This is a genomic window from Micromonospora sp. 050-3, from assembly GCF_046549335.1.
In the GTDB taxonomy this organism is placed as follows: Bacteria; Actinomycetota; Actinomycetes; order Mycobacteriales; family Micromonosporaceae; genus Micromonospora; species Micromonospora trifolii.
The window spans coordinates 302,151-319,402 of the sequence record NZ_JAJPVX010000003.1 but is presented as its reverse complement, the minus strand read 5'-3'; the positions used below and the strand labels follow the sequence as shown (position 1 = coordinate 319,402).

The following is a 17,252-nucleotide window of genomic DNA, read 5'->3' as shown; positions in this document are numbered from 1 at the left end:
AAGGAGACCCCCGTGTCCGCGACCCCCCTGCTGGAACTCCGCGGGATCGACAAGAGCTTCGGTCCCGTCCAGGTGCTCCGCGACGTCGCCCTGACCGTCCACCCCGGCGAAGTGACCGCACTGGTCGGCGACAACGGCGCCGGCAAGTCGACCCTGGTGAAGTGCATCAGCGGCATCCACCCCACCGACGCCGGAGAGTTCCTGTTCAACGGCGAACCGGTGCACATCGGCAGCCCCCGCGACGCCGCCACGCTCGGCATCGAAGTCGTCTACCAGGACCTCGCGCTCTGCGACAACCTGGACATCGTGCAGAACATGTTCCTGGGCAGGGAGAAGCGCAGCGGCATCGTCCTCGACGAGCCGACAATGGAACAGCTCGCCGCCGAAACCCTGGCGGGGCTCTCCATCCGCACCGTCACCTCACTTCGCCAGCACGTGTCCAGCCTCTCCGGCGGTCAACGCCAGACCGTGGCCATCGCCAAGGCGGTGCTGTGGAACAGCAAGCTCGTCATCCTGGACGAGCCGACCGCGGCGCTGGGCGTGGCGCAGACCGCCCAGGTGCTCGAACTGGTCCGCCGCCTCGCCGACAACGGCCTGGCCGTGGTGCTCATCTCGCACAACATGAACGACGTCTTCGCCGTCTCCGACCGGATCGCCGCGCTGTACCTCGGCCAGATGGTCGCCCAGGTGAAGACCACCGACATCACCCACGCCCAGGTGGTCGAGCTGATCACCGCCGGGCGCTCGGGCGGGCTCGGCCTCGCCACCGACCCGGGCAGCAACGGCGACGGCCCGCAGGCGGCCGACTCGATCTCAGGAGGCGTCCGATGACCACCACCGCCGTGCGGAAGGACGGCCCCGCCGCCGTCACACCGACGCCGACCATCGGAGGCCACTTCCGCAACTACCTGAGTCGGGTACGCGGTGGCGACGTCGGTGCGCTACCAGCCGTGCTCGGCCTGATCGTGCTCTGCACCGTCTTCGCGATCATGCGGCCGTCGTCGTTCCTGTCGGCCGGTAACTTCGCCAACCTCTTCACCCAGGGCGCGGCGGTCACGCTGATCGCGATGGGCCTGGTCTTCGTGCTGCTGCTCGGCGAGATCGACCTCTCCGCCGGCTTCGCCAGCGGCGTCTGCGCGGCGGTGCTGGCCAACGTGGTCACCGTGCTCGGCTACCCCTGGTGGGTCGCCGTGCTCGCCGCGGTCGCCACCGGTGTGGTCATCGGCACCACGCTCGGCATGCTCGTCGCGAAGATCGGCATTCCGTCCTTTGTGGTCACCCTCGCCGGCTTCCTCGCCTTCCAGGGCGTCGTGCTGCTGCTCGTCAAGGAGGGCACCAACATCGCCGTCCGCGACGAGGTGCTGGTCGCTATCGCCAACCGCAACCTCGCCCCCATACTGGGCTGGGGCCTGACCGCCCTCGCGGTCATCGGTTACGCGGCGGTGCAACTGCTGCGCCACCGCAACCGGGTGGCCCGCGGCCTGATCACCGACCCGCTCGCGGTGGTGGCGCTGCGGATCGGCGGGCTCGCCGTCATCCTCGGCACCGCGGTGTACGTGCTCAACCTGGAGCGCAGCCGCAACGTCCTCATCGTCTCGCTCAAGGGTGTGCCGATCGTGGTGCCGATCATCGCGGTGCTGCTGGTCATCTGGACCTTCGTGCTCCAACGCACCAGCTACGGTCGGCACATCTACGCCGTGGGCGGCAACCGCGAAGCGGCCCGCCGGGCCGGCATCGGAGTCGACCGGATCCGGATCTCGGTCTTCGTGATCTGCTCCTCGATGGCAGCCATCGGCGGCATCGTGGCGGCCAGCCGGGCCAACTCGGTCGACCCGAACACCGGGGGCAGTAACGTACTGCTCTACGCGGTCGGCGCAGCGGTGATCGGCGGCACCAGCCTCTTCGGTGGCAAGGGCCGCGTCCTCGACGCCGTACTCGGCGGTGCGGTGGTCGCGGTCATCGAAAACGGAATGGGCCTGATGGGGTACAGCGCGGGAGTCAAGTACGTGGTCACGGGCGTCGTGCTGCTGCTCGCCGCCAGCGTCGACGCGCTCTCCCGCCGCCGCGCGGCAGCCACCGGCACCCGCTGACCGCGCGGGAGGTAGCACCAGCATGCGCCCAGGACCGAGCCAGGATGACGTACGACGGCAGAACCTCGGGGCCCTGCTGCGGCACGTGCACGTCAATGGGGCGACCACGCGTGCCGAACTGACCACCACGCTGGGCCTCAACCGCAGCACCATCGGCGCGCTCACCGCCGACCTGTCCGCAGTAGGGCTGGTCAGCGAAGGGGCACCGAAGGAGACCGGCCGGGCCGGACGACCGTCACTGGTCGTCCGGCCCGAGTCGGCCCGGGTCTACGCATACGCGTACTCGGTGGAGGTGGACCGACTGCGTGCCGCCCGGATCGGTCTGGGTGGCGCGGTCCTGGACCGCCGGGATCTGGATCGGCCACGCGGGTTGCTGGCCGCGGAGGCCGCGCCGCTGCTGGCCGGCGCGGTCAAGGAGATGCAGCAACTGGTGCCGGCGGACGCGATCTGCGTCGGTGCCGGCGTCGCGGTCTGCGGCATGGTCCGCCGGGACGACGGCCTGGTCCGACTCGGCCCCACCACCGGTTGGGTGGACGAGCCGATCGGCGCGGCCCTGGCCGACGAGTTGGGCATCGACGTACCGATCACAGTGGGCAACGTCGCCGACGTCGCCGCGTTCGCCGAGCACGCACGAGGTGTGGCGGCGGGTTGCGACAACGTCCTCTACCTCTACGGCGACGTCGGCGTGGGTGCCGGCATCATCGCCGGCGGGCGCAGGCTGACCGGGCACGGTGGGTACGGCGGCGAGGTCGGCCACATGAAGGTGGTCCGCGACGGCAGGCCCTGTGAGTGCGGCTCCCGGGGCTGCTGGGAAACCGAGATCGGCGAGCACGGCCTCCTGCGCGCCGCCGGACGCTCCGACGCCCGGGGCCGTGACGCGCTGCTGGAGGTCTTCGACGCGGCCGACCGCGGTGACGCCAGAGCCCAGACGGCGGTCCGCCAGGCCGGCGACTGGCTCGGCTTCGGGGTTGCCAACCTGGTGAACGTCTTCAACCCCGAGATGGTCATCTTCGGCGGGACCATGCGTGACCTCTACCTCGCGGCGGCGGCCCAGATCCGCAGCCGGCTCAACTCCAACGCGCTCGGCGCCTGCCTGGAGCACGTCCGGCTACGCACACCGAAACTGGGTGCGGACGCGCCCCTGATCGGTGCCGCCGAACTGGCCTTCGAACGGCTCCTCGCCGACCCCCTCGACGTGGGCTGATCCGCGTACGCTGTCCGGCGTGGATGTCGAGCTGCGCGCCTCCGACGACGACCGCAACCGGGTGGTCGCCGCGCTGCACCAGCACACCGCGGCGGGCCGGCTGACGCTTGACGAGTTCTCCGATCGGGCCGGTGCTGTGTGGACGGCGCGCACCCTCGGTGACCTGGCCGCGCTGACCCGCGACCTGCCGGCCCTGCCCAACACGGTCGTCGACGCCGGCCCGGTCACGCGTGGGCGTCAGGAGTTGCTGATGGTCTTCGCCGCGGCGGCGCTCACGCTGCTGCTGCTCGGCGGTCTGCTCGCCGTCACCCGCTGATCCCTGTCGCTCCGCGGTGAACTGATCACGCGATCAATCCGTACCAGTGGGCGGACGGGCAACCGGCAGGGTACGGCTGCCCGGTCCAGACGCGTTCCGGTCCGGACCGAGGAGGCACCACAGACATGGCACCGCTCAGATCCGCCCATCGCCGAATGGGCACCCGGACCCACCGAGCGGCGATGCTGCTCATCGCGGTCATCGCGGGGGTCGGTGTCCTGCCCGGCGTGGCCGTCGCCGCGCCCGCCGGTGGCCAGCAGCTCAACGCCGCCGACATGACACTGCTCAACGGGGTGCGGCTGGCCGGGCTGTGGGAGATGCCAGCCGGCCAGATGGCCGCCGAGAAGGGACAGTCGGCGAAGGTCCGGGAGATTGGCGCCGGCATCGCCAGCGAGCACCAGAAGCTCGACCAGCTCGTGGTCGACGCGGCCAACAAGTTGGGCGCGACGATCCCCAGCGAGCCGACCGCCGAGCAGAAGGGCTGGCTGGCCGAGATGCAGAAGGCGTCCGGCGCTCGGTTCGACCAGATCTTCGTCACCCGGCTCCGGGTCGCCCACGGCAAGATCTTCCCGGTGATCGGCGCGGTCCGCGCCAGCACCCGGGACGCCACAGTCCGCAAGCTCTGCGACGACTCCAACGGCTTCGTGATGCACCACATGCAGATGCTGGAGAGCACCGGCCTGGTCCGCTGGCCGGAGCTGCCGCCGGCCGCCCTGCCCGCCCCGGGTGAGGACGGGCTCCTGGCCGCCGCCGCCGCCAACTCCGGCCCGCAGGTCGGAGTCAGCAGCACAGTCGTCTGGCTGGTCTTCCTCGCCGCGCTGGGCACAGGCGGAATCGCCACCTACCGGATGTTGCGCCGCAGCTGACCAGTCAGCCGGCAGCCTGGATGGTGGCTCGCGTCAACGGTCTACCTGGGTGAAGTCCCAGGAGTGCGGGGCGCGGGCCACCAGCAGGGCTGGCGGGTCCGGAAGCGGGCGGGGGTTGCTGCGCCACTTGGAGATCACCACCACCCGGTGGTCGGTGGAGGAGAAGACCTCGCTGGAGACGTGGAGCGGGTCGTGCTCCAACTCGGGCAGGGCGGTGTCGCACACCCAGGTGATCAGGTCGGCGACCCCGTACGCCTCGGCGCGCGCCTCCCACATCCGCACGATCATGTCCGCCGCTCCCGTCACACGCTGACCGTGGTCAACGGCAGTGCCGAGTCGGCTGGCAGGTCCAGTCGGCTCGGAGCGACCCCGGCGGCGACCAGGTGCGAACCGAGCGCGGCCACCATCGCGCCGTTGTCGGTGCACAGCTTCGGCCGGGGTACCCGGACCCGGATGCCGTACTTCTCGGCTCGCTGCTCGGCCATCGCCCGCAGCCGCGAGTTCGCCGCAACTCCCCCGCCGATGACCAGGGTGTCGATGCCCTGCGCGCGGCAGGCGGCCAGCGCCTTGCTGGTCAGGACGTCACAGACCGCCTCCTGGAAGGACGCGGCCACGTCGGCCAGCGGCACCGGCTCACCGGCACGCTGGCGAGCCTCGACCCACCGGGCCACCGCCGTCTTCAGGCCCGAGAACGAGAAGTCGTACCGGTGGGCGGCGAGATCCTTCGCCGCGGTCAGACCACGGGGGAACGCGATTGAGGCCGCATCGCCGGCCCGGGCCTCCCGGTCGATGGGCGGACCGCCCGGGAACGGCAACCCGAGCAGCCGGGCGACCTTGTCGAACGCCTCCCCGGCCGCGTCGTCGATGGTGGCGCCCAGCGGGGTGACGCCCCGGGCCAGGTCGTCGACGAGCAGGAGGGACGAGTGGCCGCCGGACACCAGGAGCGCGATGGCGGGTTCAGGCAGCGGGCCGTGCTCGAGGGTGTCCACCGCGACGTGGGCAGCGAGGTGGTTGACGCCATAGATGGGTTTCTCGGCGGCGACCGCGTACCCCTTGGCGGCGGCGACGCCGACCAGCAACGCGCCGGCCAACCCCGGCCCGGAGGTGACGGCGATAGCGTCGATGTCGGCCAGTGTGACGCCGGCCTCGGTCAGTGCCCGGTCCATGGTCGGCACGATGGCCTCCAGGTGTGCCCGGCTGGCCACCTCCGGCACCACACCCCCGAACCGGGCGTGTTCCTCGACGCTGGAGGCGAGCGCGTCGGCCAGCAGGGTGTGCCCCCGCACGATGCCGACGCCGGTCTCGTCGCAGGAGGTCTCGATTCCCAGGATCAGTGGTTCGTCAGCCATGGTCGTGTGGTCCGTCCCCGGTCGGCTCGGCGTCGCGCCGCATGACCAGCGCGTCGGTGTTGCTCGGTTGGTAGTAGCCCCGCCGCACCCCGATCGGCTCGAAACCGTACGTCGCGTAGAGCCGCTGGGCTGCGGCGTTGTCCACGGCGACCTCCAGCAGGGTGCTGCGGGCGTCGCGCCGGACCGCCTCGGTGAGCAACTCCTCCAGCAGGGTCCGGCCCACGCCGCGCCGCTGGGCGTCCCGGCGGACGGCGATGTTCTGCACCCACACCTCGTCGGGCGGAACGCCGGCGAGCCCGGCGTAGCCGAGCACTGAACCGTCAGCGTCGACGGCGACCCGGTAGTGGTGCCCGTTGGCGAGTTCGCTCCAGAACATGGCGGGCGACCACTTCTCAGCGCCGAAGAGGTCCGCCTCGATCGGCAGCACGTCGTCGATGTGCCACCAGCGGAACGGTTCGAGCCGTACCGCCGTCATGGCAGGACCGGTTTGCGGCCGGTCGCCGCCACCGCGTCGGGGCGGCGCAGGTACAGCGGGGTGAGCCGCTCACTGGACGCGCCCGCCCGGATCCGCTCGGCGGCGAGCAGAGCCAGCACTGTCGAGTCCGGGTAGCGCGGTTCGACCCGGACGGGCAGGTCCAGGACCTCGGCGTACCGGTGCGCCCCGTCACCGACGGCGATCGTCGCGCCCAGTTCGCGGGCGCGCGCGGCGGCGACCGCCGGCGCGGACACCTCGGGCCCGACGATCCGCTGGCCGGCGCCGTCGTAGACGGCCCAGTAGAGCTCCTTGCGCCGGGCGTCGCTGGCGGCCAGGACCGGCGCGCCGGACGCCGCCGGGTAACCGATGGCGTCCAGCGAACAGACGCCGTAGGTGGGGATGCCGAGCACCTGACCCATGGTCGCGGCGGTGACCAGGCCGACCCGCAGCCCGGTGAACGGCCCCGGGCCGAGACCGGCGACGATGGCGGCGAGGTCACGCGGGCGCGCGTCAGCGTCGGCGAGGACCGCATCCACCTGGGGCGCGAGCAGCTCACCGTGCGCGCGGGCGTCGACAGTGCACCGGTGCGCGCGCGACGCCACGCCGTCTGCCGAGACCTCCACCAGCGCCGCGGTGACCGCGGGGGTCGAGCTGTCCACCACGAGTACGAGCACGGTAAGCCAGCCTAGCCGCCCCGCCGCAGCCCTCAGTCACGCCCCGCCCCGTCACCGCCCACGCGGCCGGGTCAACCGCCTGGCCCCGAACGAGCGGTGGAGCCACATCACGCTCATTGGAGTAAGTCCCGCCATCCGCCGCCAGATCACGGACCGGGCGATTCTCGGGGTCGGATCGACGGCAAGCCGCCGATCTGCCGCAACGGGATCGCGGACGTCTCGCCCTCGGTCGACCATGCGGGATGTCATCCACCCGCCTTGTCACCCTTCTCGGCACTGCCGTACGGCAGCAACGACATCTGCGCGACCTGAGTCAGCGTCAGTTGGCCGCACTGGCCGATCGCCGAGCGGATCGATGAGCTTGGCCTGGATCGGCTGTTGGACCGGCTCACCGACTTCCCGCAGGTGATCACCGGGAGCACGGCGGCGCTGCTACAGGGCCCACCGGTGCCGGCCGACACGCTGGAGATCGCGCTGCGCTGGCAGGACTCCAAACCGTTCACCCGCTGGCTGGAGACGAACTACGGCCAGCGGTGGAACGCCCGCTGGGGTGAGTTCTGCGGGGTGTAATTGGAGCCCGAGGAGCCGGGCGAACACCTGTGGTCGACCCCGTACGGGGAGATCAGGGCCACCATGTGCGACGAGCTGCCCGAGACGATCGAGGTGCGCCACGGTGAGCGGAGGTACCAGGTGGTGCCCCTCGTCGAGCTGGAGCTGAGCGAGCCTCGCGCCGCCGCACTGTTACGCCGCTACCGGAACCGGCAGCCGGCCAGCAGCAGCTGAGCCAACTGCCGGCCCGAGGTGTCGGCTCAGCCGGCGGTGCGCTCCCAGTCGATGGTGGGCAGGCCGGCGTCGGCGAGTGCCTTGTTGGCCGCGCTGAACGGGCGGCTACCGAGGAAGCCGCGCGGGTTCATCGGGCTGGGGTGACCCGCCTCGAGCACCACGTGCTGCGGATTGGTGACCAGCGCCGCCTTCTTGCGGGCGTAGCCACCCCAGAGCAGGAAGACCACCCGCTCCGGTGCCGCGTCCAGTGCCCGGATGGTCGCGTCGGTGAACTCTTCCCAGCCGGCGTTGGCGTGCGAGCCCGGGGTGGCCTGCCGGACGGTCAGCACCGCGTTGAGCAGCAGCACCCCCTGGGCGGCCCACCCATCGAGGTTGCCGTTGCGCGGCTTGGGGACGCCCACATCCTCGCCCAGCTCCTTGAAGACGTTGCGCAACGACGGCGGCACCGTCACACCGTCGCGGACGCTGAAGCTCAGCCCGTGCGCCTGCCCGGCCCGGTGGTAGGGATCCTGCCCGAGGATGAGCACCCGGGTGCCCTGCGGCGGGCAGAGCCGGTATGCCGAGAACAGATCCTCCACCGGCGGGAAGACCGTCTGCGTCGCGTATTCCCGGGCGACGAACTCGCCCAGCGCGGCGGTGCGTGCCGGGTCGAGGTGCGGGGTGAGCACGGTGCGCCACTGCTCCGGCAGCAGGGCCAGCAGATCCAGGGCGGGGGCGTCGTCGGGCATCAGGAACCTCTCACAGCGCGGGTCGGTCTCCCGCACTCTAGGCATCGGGTACGACAGCGGCCGACCTAGCCCAGGTCGGCGAGCCGCCGGGCCCAGTCGCCGCCGATCGGGTCCAGCTCGACGATGCGGGTGTCGTCGTCGCGGCGGTCGATACGCACCCGCAGGTGCGCGTCCACCAACTGCTCCACCAGGCCCTCGCCCCACTCCACCACTGTCACCGAATCGTCCACCGACGCGTCGAGGTCCAGGTCGTCGATCTCGGCGCGCGGGTCGGTGGCTTCACCCAACCGGTACGCGTCGGCGTGCACCAGCGCCACCCGGCCGCCCCGGGCCGGATCGGGGCGGTGCACCCGGGCGATCACGAAGGTCGGCGAGGTGATGTCCCCGAGGACACCGAGCCCGGCGCCGATGCCCTGGGTGAGCGCTGTCTTGCCGGCGCCCAACGGGCCGGTCAACAGCACCAGGTCGCCGGCGCGCAGCAGCCCGGCCAGCCGCCGGCCGAAGTCCCGAGTGTCCTCGACGGTCGACAGCTTGACGACGTGACTCACCGTTCCTCCACGCTCTGCAATGACTCCAGGAACCGCGCCAGGGCGGCGTTGACCTCGTCCGCGTGCTCCAACATCACCACGTGACCGCTGTCCTTGATCTTCACGAATTCGGCGTGCGGCAACCGGCGGACGATCTCCTCGGAGTGGGTCACCGGCGTGATCATGTCCTTGTCGCCGACCACCACCAGCACCGGAGTCGCCGCCAGCGCCGCCAGCGCCGGGAAGCGCGAGTGGGTGGCCAGGGTACGCAGGTAGCGGGTCACCGTGTCGGCCGACGTCCGGGAGTTCATCGTCTCCACGTAGGACACCAGCGACGGGCTGGGCTTGCGGGTGCCGAAGCCGTACTTGCGGGTCAGCAGCCACGCCACGTTCGACGTCGACTTGCGGGCCTTGTCGATCACCGGCCCGCCGTACCGGGTGGCGTTGCTGACCATGTAGAGCACCGGGCCACCGACCCGGCCGAGCAGCGCGGGTGCGACCAGCTTGGTCTCCGCGACGAGCCCGCCCGACGTGGCCATCAGAACGGTGCCCACCACCCGGTCGCCGAACAGCTCCGGGAACAGCTCGGCGAACGCCATGATGGTCATGCCGCCCATCGAATGGCCGACCAGCACCAGCGGCCCGTCCGGGGCGGTTCGGTCGATCACCTGGCGCAGCGTGCGGCCGAGCACGGCGAGGTCGTACTCCCCGGTCTCCAACCGCCCGGACCTGCCGTGGCCGGGCTGGTCGTACGACACGATCCGGTAGTCGCCGCGGGCGGCGAGCATCTGACGCTGGAAGTGGAACGTCCCCATGTCCAGGCAGAAGCCGTGCACCAGCACCACCGTCGGGCGCCCCGGCACCGGTCGGGTCGGCTCGACCACCTCGACGTGGATGTCCGTGCCGTCCGGCAGTTCCAGGCGGAACGCCTCGTCGTACCGCTGCTGGTCGAACGTCTCGTGCGCGTAGCGGTCGGCCGGGTCCGCCTTGAGCCGGCGGACCAGGGTCCGCTCGGTCGCGACGCCTGCCGCCAGACCCGCCGCGGCCACCCCCACCGCCGCGCCGACGATCCCCGCGACCCGGCCGGCGGCCGTCCGCGGACGCGGAATGCGGTAGCTCATGGTTTCTCGCCGTCGTAGACCCGGGGCACCCGCGTGCCGCCGAACCGGGTGACGATCTCGTAGTTGATCGTGCCGACCGCCTCTGCCCAGTCGTCCGCGGTCGGCTCGCCGTCGGCACCGCTGCCGAAGAGCGTCGCCACGTCGCCGTCGGCCACCGGGTCGTCGCCGCAGTCGAGCACGAACTGGTCCATGCAGACCCGCCCCGAGATCGTCCGGCGTACGCCGCCTAGCTGCACCGGGCCGGTGTTGGACGCGTGCCGGGGGACCCCGTCGGCGTACCCGAGCGGCACCACTGCCAGGTTCGCGTCGGCTTCCGTCGTGTAGGCGTGCCCGTAGGAGATACCGGTGCCGGCGGGCACCCGCTTGGTGAGCATCACCCGGGCCCGGGCGGTCATCGCCGGGCGCAGCCCGTACGTCTCGCCGGCCACCGGGGAGAGCCCGTAGATGGCCAGGCCGGGGCGGACCAGGTCGAAGTGGGTGTCCGGGCGGGTGAGGGTGGCCGCCGAGTTGGCGAGGTGCCGCCAGCGCGGTCGCAGCCCGGCCCGCTCGACCATGGCCAGCCCTTCGTGGAAGACGGCCAGTTGACGGTCGGTGGTGGGGTGGCCGGGCGAGTCCGCGTACACGAAGTGGCTCCACACGCCGACCACCTCGACCAGGCCGTCGGCCTGCGCCTTCGCGGCGGCGTCCAGCAGCGCGGGCCAGTCGGCGACTGTCGCTCCGCCCCGGGACAGACCTGTATCGATCTTGAGGTGCAGGCGGGCGGGTCGCCCGGCGAGGCGACTCGCCTCGATCATCTCGTCCAGTTGCGCCAGGCTGGCCGCGCCCAGGTCCACACCGGCGGTGACACCCTCGTGCAGCGGCAACCCGGGGGCGAGCAGCCAGGCCAGCACCGGAACCGTCACCCCGGCCCGCCGCAGGGTGAGCGCCTCGTCGAGGGTGCAGACACCGAGCCAGTCAGCGCCGGCGTCGAGCGCCGCGCGGGCGGCCGGAAGCATGCCGTGGCCGTACCCGTCGGCCTTCACCACCGCCATCAACTCGGCGGTGGTGCCGGACCGGAGCCTGCTCACGTTCTCGCGGATGGCGTCAAGATCGACGCGTACCTCGGCCTGCCACATGCGCCCAGCCTACTTTCCGCCGTGATCACCGCGGGCGGCGACGCACGTCCCGACGCGGTGATCCGGTCATCGCACCCCGAAGCGCCCCGTTCAGCCCAGCCGGGCCAGCACCGGACGCAGCGCGGTCGCCACGTCGGGCGCGGTCACCGGCCCACCCCGGGCCGCCTCCCGTCCGGCGAGCCCATGCAGGTACGCGGCCGAGGCGGCGGCCCGATCGGCGGGCACCCCGGCCGCCAGCAGCGAGCCGAGCAGCCCAGCCAACACGTCGCCGGTGCCGCCGGTGGCCAGCGCCGGGGTGCCGGTCGGGTTGACGTACGCCCGACCGTCCGGCGTGCCGATCACCGTGCGGTCGCCCTTGAGCAGCACCACCGCGTTCATCCAGGCGGCCAGCCGCAGCGCGGCGCCGACCCGGTCGGCGCCCGGCTCCTCCCCGCAGAGGCGGGTGAACTCCCGGTCGTGCGGGGTGACCACGATGGGCGCGTCCCGACCCCGCAGCCGGTCGGCGAGCGAGCCGTCCACCAGCAGGGTCAGCGCGTCGGCGTCGAGCACCACCGGCACCGGGGCGGCCAGCACGGCACGCAACTCGGCCGCCGCGTCGGCACCGGTGCCCAGCCCGGAGCCGCAGACCCATGCCTGCACCCGACCAGCGTCGGCGACCCGCCCACCGGCGATCACCGAAGGGTGCTGGTGCAGCACCTCGGCGCGGGCGCTGCCGGCGTAGCGGACCAGTCCGGTCGGCCCGGCCAGCGCGCCGCCCACGGAGAGCACCGCCGCGCCGGGGTAGGTCGCCGAGCCGGTCGCCACCCCCACCACGCCCCGGGTGTACTTCTCCGATGCCGGGCCCAGCTGGGGCCACCAGTCGACCAGGTCGGACCATTCGGTCACCCGCAGCGCCGGGGTGCCGCGCAGCCACGGCCGCAGCCCGATGTCGACCAACTCGACCTGCCCGGCCAGCGCGGCGGCCGGCCCGACCACCAGGGCGGGCTTCAGCGCGCCGAAGGCCACCGTCACGTCGGCGCGGACGGCGATGGGCCGACCGGACGCGGAGAGCGGCACGTTGCCGGTGTCGACAGCGACCCCGCTGGGCACGTCGACCGCCAGCACTGTGGCCCGTTCCCCGTCGCGTCCGCGCAGTTCGCCGAGGCGCTGGACCACCTCGTCCGCGTTCGCCCGCAGCCCGCCGGTGCCGCCGATGCCGACAATGCCGTCGAGGACCAGGTCGACCGGGCCGGTCGGATCCGGCACCAGCCGGCCGCCAGCGGCTCGCAGTGCGGCCAGGCCGGCGGCGTGCGCCCGCCCGGGGGTGAGCAGCAGGGCGGACACCTGGACACCTCGGCGGGCCAACCGCTCCCCCGCGTACAGCGCGTCGCCGCCGTTGTCACCGGAGCCGACCAGCAGCAGCACCCGGCCCCCGTAGACGCCGCCCCGCTCGGCGAGCAGGAGCGCGGCGCGGCGGGCCAGGCCGGCGGCGGCCCGCTGCATCAGCGTCCCCTCCGGCAGCGTGCCCATCAGCCCCGCCTCGGCCGCCCGTACGTCGGCCACCCGCCACACCGATCTCATGCCACCGTGTCCCATTCCGTGAGCGGGCGGACCTGACCGGCCCTCCCGGCCGACGTCATCGTTCCGCGACCACCATCGCCGACGCGATCCCGCCGTCGTGCGACAACGAGAGATGCCAGTGGTTGACCCCACGTGCGTCGGCCACCGCCGCGACAGTGCCGGAGACGGCCAGCCAGGGCCGACCATCCGGGTCGGGCACGATCTCGCAGTCGTGCCAGTTGAGCCCCGCCGGAGCGCCGAGCGCCTTGGCCACCGCCTCCTTGGCGGCGAACCGGGCGGCGAGCGACTCGGGCGAGCGCGGGCTGCCGGAGCGGGTGTGCCGCTCGGCCTCGGTGAACAGCCGGTCGGCGAGCAGCGGCGTCCGTGTCAGGGCCCGGGCGAACCGGTCGACCAGGACGACGTCGATGCCGACAGCGACGATCACCACACCACCCTACCGGCGGTCGGGGCCGCAGATTAGCCGTCGGGCTCGCGCTGGGCAACGCCTGTGGACACCCCGGGTACGCCTCGACGTCGGCTGTCCACAGGGCACCGCGCGACCTCCGGTACGCGCCTAGCGTCAGCGCGTCGATGCCGATCGTCCACGGGGGTGTGGCCATGACCGACGAGCCGTTCGCCGTCCAACCGGAGGAGCTGCGGGCCGTCGCCGTCCTGCTCGACGACGAGGCGCGCCGGTTGGCGTTGGGCCTCGCGGGGCTGCCCGGGCTGGTGGTGGCGGCGCCCGAGTGGCGGGCTGGCCTGGCCCTGGCCGGGTTGGAGGCCGCCGGGCACGCCTGGTTCTGCCGGCTGGGTGCCCGGGTCGCGGCGACCTCCGGCGGGGTGCGGGTGGCGGCCGAGGCGTACGAGACGGTGGACGACCGGGCCGCCGGCCGGTTCGCCGCCCTGCCCCGGTGAGCAGCGTCGGCTACCGACAGCTGTGGGCTGCCGATCCGGACGGGTGGCGGGCCGCCGGGGCGGCGTGGACGGGGTTGGTCGGGCCGCTCGATCGTCGCGTGGGCGGGCTGCGCGCGGCCGGCGGGCGGTTGCGGGGCGGTTGGACGGGTGCGGCAGCCACGGCGGCAGCCACGCGCCTCACTGGTCTGCGTGACGAGCTGGCCTCGATCGCACCCGCGCTGATCGAGGTCGACCAGGTGCTGGCCGAGTTGGCCGGTGGGCTGGCGGTGGCGAAGGCGCGGCTCTCCCAGGCGGTCGCCCAGGCGGAGGCGGCCGGCCTGCTGGTGGACCGTTCGGGCGGGGTGCGGGTCGATCCCGCCCGGGTTCGGCCCACCGAGCGGGCCGGGGTGGCAGCGGCTGGGGTGGCCGCGGCCCTGCGGGCCGCGCTCGACGGGGCAGCCGCCGCGGACCGGGTCGCCGCCGACCGGCTGGATGACCTGGCGAGGGCCGCCGGCGCCGGCTGGGCGTCCCCGCCCCCGCCGGGCCGACCGGCCCCCGGCGCCGCGCCCGCGCTGGTCAGCTCCTGGTGGTCCGGGTTGACCCCGGCGCAGCGTCGGTGGCTGATCGGGCACGAGCCGGCCCTGGTCGGCCGGTTGGACGGGCTGCCGGTGGCCGCCCGCGACCAGGCCAACCGGTTACGGCTCGACGCCTGGCGTGCGGAGCTGCTGGCCGAGCGGCGACGGCTGCTGTCCAGGGTGCCGCCGGGGCCGCTCGCGTCGATCCGGTTGCGCGGGGTGGCCGGCCGGTTGGCCGGCCTGGACGCGCTGGTCGGGCGGCTGACGGCCGGCGGGGCGCCGCGGGCGTACCTGCTCGGGTTGGATCCGGCGGGTGAGGGTCGGGTGGTGGTGGCGCTCGGCGACCCGGACCACGCCGACCGGGTGCTGACCTACGTGCCGGGGATGACCGCCGGCCTGGACGACGCCTCCGGCGAGCTGGGCAGAGCGGCCCGGGTGCTGGAGCGGTGCGCCGCGATCGCCCCGGGTGACCGCAGCGCGGCGGTGCTCTGGCTGGACTACGACGCTCCGGATCTGCTGACCGAGGCCGCCTCGGCGGGTCAGGCCCGGGACGCCGGCCCGGCGTTGCACCGCTTCCAGGAAGGGCTGCGCGTCAGCCACGACGGGCCGCCGGCCCGGCAGACGGTGCTCGGGCACAGCTACGGGTCGCTGGTGGTGGGGGTGGCCGCCCGGGAGCACGGCCTGGCCGCCGACGCGCTGGTCTTCGTCGGCTCCCCCGGTATCGGTGCGTCGCACGCCGCCGAGTTGGGCGTGCCACCCGGGGAAGTCTGGGCGAGCAGTGCCCCCGACGACGTGATCCGCGCCGCCCGCCCGGCGGACGAGCTGGGTCGACGCGCCCTGCTCGGCGCGGCGCCACTGGCCGCCGTGCTGGGCTGGCCCGACCGCACCGGGCACGAGCTGTGGTTCGGTCACGACCCGTCGGACCCGGGATTCGGCGGTCGGGTCTTCGGCAGTGGGCGAGGCGGGCACACCGGTTACTGGGACCCGGGCAATCCCGCGCTGGACGGGATGGCCCGGGTCGTGCTGGGCCGCTGAGGCTTACTCGACGGTGACCGACTTGGCCAGGTTGCGGGGCTGGTCCACGTCGTGCCCCCGGGCGGCGGCGATCTCGGCGGCGAGCACCTGCAACGGCACCGTGGTGACGAGCGGCGCCAGCAGGGTGGGCGTACGCGGCACGTAGATCAGGTGGTCGGCGTAACGGACGACAGCCTCGTCACCCTCTTCCGCGATCACGATGGTCCGAGCGCCCCGCGCCCGGACCTCCTGGATGTTGGAGACGACCTTGTCGTGCAGCATGCCCCGGCCCACCGGGGAGGGCACCACGCAGATCACCGGGGTGCCCTTGTCGATCAGGGCGATCGGGCCGTGCTTCAGCTCACCGGCGGCGAAGCCCTCGGCGTGCATGTACGCCAACTCCTTGAGCTTCAGCGCGCCCTCCAGGGCCACCGGGTAGCCGACGTGCCGGCCGATGAACAGCACTGTCGGCTCGGACTTCAGCTCCCGGGCCAGCTCGCGGACGGGCTCGATCCGGTCGAGCAGCTCACGCAGCTTGCCGGGAATCTCCTGCAACTGGGCGACCACAGCGCCCACCTCGTCGGCGAACTTGATCCCGCGCACCTGGGCCAGGTGCAGGCCGATCAGGTAGCAGGCGACGACCTGGGTGAGGAACGCCTTGGTGGAGGCGACGGCGATCTCCGGCCCGCCGTGGGTGTAGAGCACGGCGTCGGACTCGCGGGGGATGGTCGAGCCGTTGGTGTTGCAGATCGCCAGCACCCGGGCCTTCTGCTCCTTGGCGTGGCGCAGCGCCATCAGGGTGTCCATGGTTTCGCCGGACTGCGAGATGACCACGATCAGCGTGGACCGGTCGAGCACCGGGTCCCGGTAGCGGAACTCGCTGGCCAGCTCCACCTCGCACGGGATCCGGGTCCAGTGCTCGATGGCGTACTTGGCGACCATGCCGGCGTGGTACGCCGTGCCGCAGGCCACGATGAAGATCTTGTCGACGTCGCGCAGATCCTGGTCGCTGAGGCGGACCTCGTCGAGGGCGATCTCACCGCTCTCGGTGAGCCGGCCCAGCAGCGTGTCGGCGATGGCCTGCGGCTGCTCCTCGATCTCCTTGAGCATGAACCAGTCGTAACCGCCCTTCTCCGCGGCCGAGGAGTCCCAGTCGATGTGGAAGTCCTTGCCGGCGGCGGGCTGGCCCTCGAAGTCGGTGATCTCGATGCTGTCACCGGTGATCAGCACGATCTGGTCCTGGCCCAGCTCGACAGCTTCCCGGGTGTGCTCGATGAACGCGGCCACGTCGCTGGCCAGGTAGTTCTCCCCGTCGCCACGGCCAACCACCAGCGGCGAGTTGCGCCGGGCGCCGACGACCGCACCGGGCACCGCGGCGTCCACAGCGAGCAGGGTGAACGCGCCCTCCAGCCGCTGGCAGACAACGCGCATGCCGGCGGCGAGCAGCTGCGGGCTGTCCGGCTGGCCGGCGGCGCGCAGGTCGGCCAGCGCGGCGGCGAGCAGGTGCGCGGCGCACTCGGTGTCGGTGTCGCTGGTGAACTGGACGCCGTCGGCCTCCAGCTCGGCGCGGAGCTTGGCGAAGTTCTCGATGATGCCGTTGTGGATCACCGCGACCCGCCCGTCGGGGGCGACGTGCGGGTGGGCGTTGCGGTCGGTCGGGCCGCCGTGGGTGGCCCACCGCGTGTGCCCGATGCCGGTGGTGCCGTCACCGATGCCGATCGGGCTGGCCGCGCAGGAGGTCGGGTCGTCGGCGGCCCGCTCGGACAGCACCTTCTCCAGGTTGGCCAGCTTGCCGGCCTTCTTCTCGGTCAGCAGTTGGTCGGCGCAGACGATCGCGACGCCTGCCGAGTCGTAGCCGCGGTATTCCAGCCGCCGCAGCCCGTCGAGGACGATGCCGAGTGCAGGGCGCGCGCCCGCGTATCCCACGATTCCACACATGGCCCGCAGCCTAACCCAGTTTCACTCATGATGGGTGCTCGAAA

The 17,252-nt window shown here is 72.8% G+C and carries 20 protein-coding genes; 9 read left to right on the top strand and 11 right to left on the bottom strand.

Annotated features, from left to right (window positions below):
• The first annotated feature begins 12 nt into the window (after positions 1-12).
• From ACLJOK_RS29540 to ACLJOK_RS29520, 5 genes are all read left to right on the top strand, one after another.
• Positions 13-831, top strand: coding sequence for an ATP-binding cassette domain-containing protein (locus tag ACLJOK_RS29540; protein WP_238679445.1), 819 nt, complete (start codon positions 13-15; stop codon positions 829-831).
• Positions 828-2,090, top strand: coding sequence for a sugar ABC transporter permease (locus ACLJOK_RS29535; protein WP_410821815.1), 1,263 nt, complete (start codon positions 828-830; stop codon positions 2,088-2,090). Before ACLJOK_RS29540 ends, ACLJOK_RS29535 begins: the two co-directional genes overlap by 4 nt.
• A gap of 22 nt (positions 2,091-2,112) precedes the next feature.
• On the top strand, positions 2,113-3,294 hold the full coding sequence (locus tag ACLJOK_RS29530) for an ROK family protein (protein ID WP_410821814.1): 1,182 nt from the start codon (positions 2,113-2,115) through the stop codon (positions 3,292-3,294).
• Positions 3,295-3,313: 19 nt separating this feature from the next.
• Positions 3,314-3,610 (top strand): DUF1707 domain-containing protein, encoded by a 297-nt coding sequence (locus tag ACLJOK_RS29525; protein WP_410821813.1) that lies wholly within the window; start codon positions 3,314-3,316, stop codon positions 3,608-3,610.
• Between the two features lie 125 nt (positions 3,611-3,735).
• Positions 3,736-4,476: a DUF4142 domain-containing protein gene (locus ACLJOK_RS29520; protein ID WP_410821812.1), complete on the top strand. Its 741-nt coding sequence runs from the start codon at positions 3,736-3,738 to the stop codon at positions 4,474-4,476.
• A gap of 33 nt (positions 4,477-4,509) precedes the next feature.
• Here ACLJOK_RS29520 and ACLJOK_RS29515 read toward each other — a convergent pair whose 3' ends face one another.
• From ACLJOK_RS29515 to tsaB, 4 genes are read right to left on the bottom strand one after another with little or no spacing between them, the layout of a single operon-like run.
• Positions 4,510-4,764 carry a hypothetical protein gene (locus tag ACLJOK_RS29515; RefSeq protein ID WP_053660576.1) on the bottom strand — a complete coding sequence of 85 codons (255 nt, stop codon included), beginning with the start codon at positions 4,762-4,764 and terminating at the stop codon, positions 4,510-4,512.
• Positions 4,765-4,778: 14 nt separating this feature from the next.
• Positions 4,779-5,825: a tRNA (adenosine(37)-N6)-threonylcarbamoyltransferase complex transferase subunit TsaD gene (tsaD, locus tag ACLJOK_RS29510; RefSeq protein ID WP_410821811.1), complete on the bottom strand. Its 1,047-nt coding sequence runs from the start codon at positions 5,823-5,825 to the stop codon at positions 4,779-4,781.
• Entirely contained in the window at positions 5,818-6,300 is a 483-nt protein-coding gene (gene rimI, locus ACLJOK_RS29505) for a ribosomal protein S18-alanine N-acetyltransferase (protein ID WP_410821810.1), read from the bottom strand. Before rimI ends, tsaD begins: the two co-directional genes overlap by 8 nt.
• Entirely contained in the window at positions 6,297-6,974 is a 678-nt protein-coding gene (gene tsaB, locus ACLJOK_RS29500; RefSeq protein ID WP_410821809.1) for a tRNA (adenosine(37)-N6)-threonylcarbamoyltransferase complex dimerization subunit type 1 TsaB, read from the bottom strand. The genes rimI and tsaB overlap by 4 nt, the downstream gene beginning before the upstream one ends.
• Before the next feature lie 378 nt (positions 6,975-7,352).
• Between tsaB and ACLJOK_RS29495 the strand changes: the two genes are divergently transcribed.
• Positions 7,353-7,544 carry a hypothetical protein gene (locus ACLJOK_RS29495; RefSeq protein ID WP_410821808.1) on the top strand — a complete coding sequence of 64 codons (192 nt, stop codon included), beginning with the start codon at positions 7,353-7,355 and terminating at the stop codon, positions 7,542-7,544.
• Complete coding sequence (locus ACLJOK_RS29490) at positions 7,545-7,757, top strand: hypothetical protein (RefSeq protein ID WP_410821807.1); 213 nt, start codon at positions 7,545-7,547, stop codon at positions 7,755-7,757.
• 26 nt (positions 7,758-7,783) lie between these two features.
• On the opposite strand, the gene ACLJOK_RS29485 is transcribed toward ACLJOK_RS29490, so the two are convergent.
• The 6 genes from ACLJOK_RS29485 to ACLJOK_RS29460 all read right to left on the bottom strand — a co-directional run bounded on the left by ACLJOK_RS29485 (position 7,784) and on the right by ACLJOK_RS29460 (position 13,232).
• Positions 7,784-8,485 (bottom strand): uracil-DNA glycosylase, encoded by a 702-nt coding sequence (locus tag ACLJOK_RS29485; RefSeq protein ID WP_410821806.1) that lies wholly within the window; start codon positions 8,483-8,485, stop codon positions 7,784-7,786.
• A gap of 65 nt (positions 8,486-8,550) precedes the next feature.
• Complete coding sequence (gene tsaE / locus ACLJOK_RS29480) at positions 8,551-9,033, bottom strand: tRNA (adenosine(37)-N6)-threonylcarbamoyltransferase complex ATPase subunit type 1 TsaE (RefSeq protein WP_410821805.1); 483 nt, start codon at positions 9,031-9,033, stop codon at positions 8,551-8,553.
• Entirely contained in the window at positions 9,030-10,133 is a 1,104-nt protein-coding gene (locus tag ACLJOK_RS29475) for an alpha/beta fold hydrolase (RefSeq protein WP_410821804.1), read from the bottom strand. Before ACLJOK_RS29475 ends, tsaE begins: the two co-directional genes overlap by 4 nt.
• The gene (gene alr / locus ACLJOK_RS29470; protein WP_354944288.1) at positions 10,130-11,248 is read right to left on the bottom strand and encodes an alanine racemase; all 1,119 of its coding nucleotides are present in this window, start codon (positions 11,246-11,248) and stop codon (positions 10,130-10,132) included. Before alr ends, ACLJOK_RS29475 begins: the two co-directional genes overlap by 4 nt.
• A 90-nt stretch (positions 11,249-11,338) precedes the next feature.
• A complete protein-coding gene (locus ACLJOK_RS29465; protein WP_410821803.1) occupies positions 11,339-12,808 on the bottom strand; it encodes an NAD(P)H-hydrate dehydratase in 1,470 nt (489 codons plus the stop codon).
• A 55-nt stretch (positions 12,809-12,863) separates the two neighbouring features.
• Entirely contained in the window at positions 12,864-13,232 is a 369-nt protein-coding gene (locus ACLJOK_RS29460) for a holo-ACP synthase (RefSeq protein WP_328652141.1), read from the bottom strand.
• Between the two features lie 173 nt (positions 13,233-13,405).
• Between ACLJOK_RS29460 and ACLJOK_RS29455 the strand changes: the two genes are divergently transcribed.
• Both ACLJOK_RS29455 and ACLJOK_RS29450 read left to right on the top strand, forming a co-directional pair.
• Positions 13,406-13,702: a hypothetical protein gene (locus ACLJOK_RS29455; protein WP_410821802.1), complete on the top strand. Its 297-nt coding sequence runs from the start codon at positions 13,406-13,408 to the stop codon at positions 13,700-13,702.
• Positions 13,699-15,291, top strand: a complete 1,593-nt coding sequence (locus tag ACLJOK_RS29450) for an alpha/beta hydrolase (protein ID WP_410821801.1) — start codon at positions 13,699-13,701, stop codon at positions 15,289-15,291. Before ACLJOK_RS29455 ends, ACLJOK_RS29450 begins: the two co-directional genes overlap by 4 nt.
• 3 nt (positions 15,292-15,294) lie before the next feature.
• Here ACLJOK_RS29450 and glmS read toward each other — a convergent pair whose 3' ends face one another.
• Complete coding sequence (gene glmS, locus ACLJOK_RS29445; RefSeq protein WP_354944292.1) at positions 15,295-17,208, bottom strand: glutamine--fructose-6-phosphate transaminase (isomerizing); 1,914 nt, start codon at positions 17,206-17,208, stop codon at positions 15,295-15,297.
• Positions 17,209-17,252 lie beyond the last annotated feature (44 nt).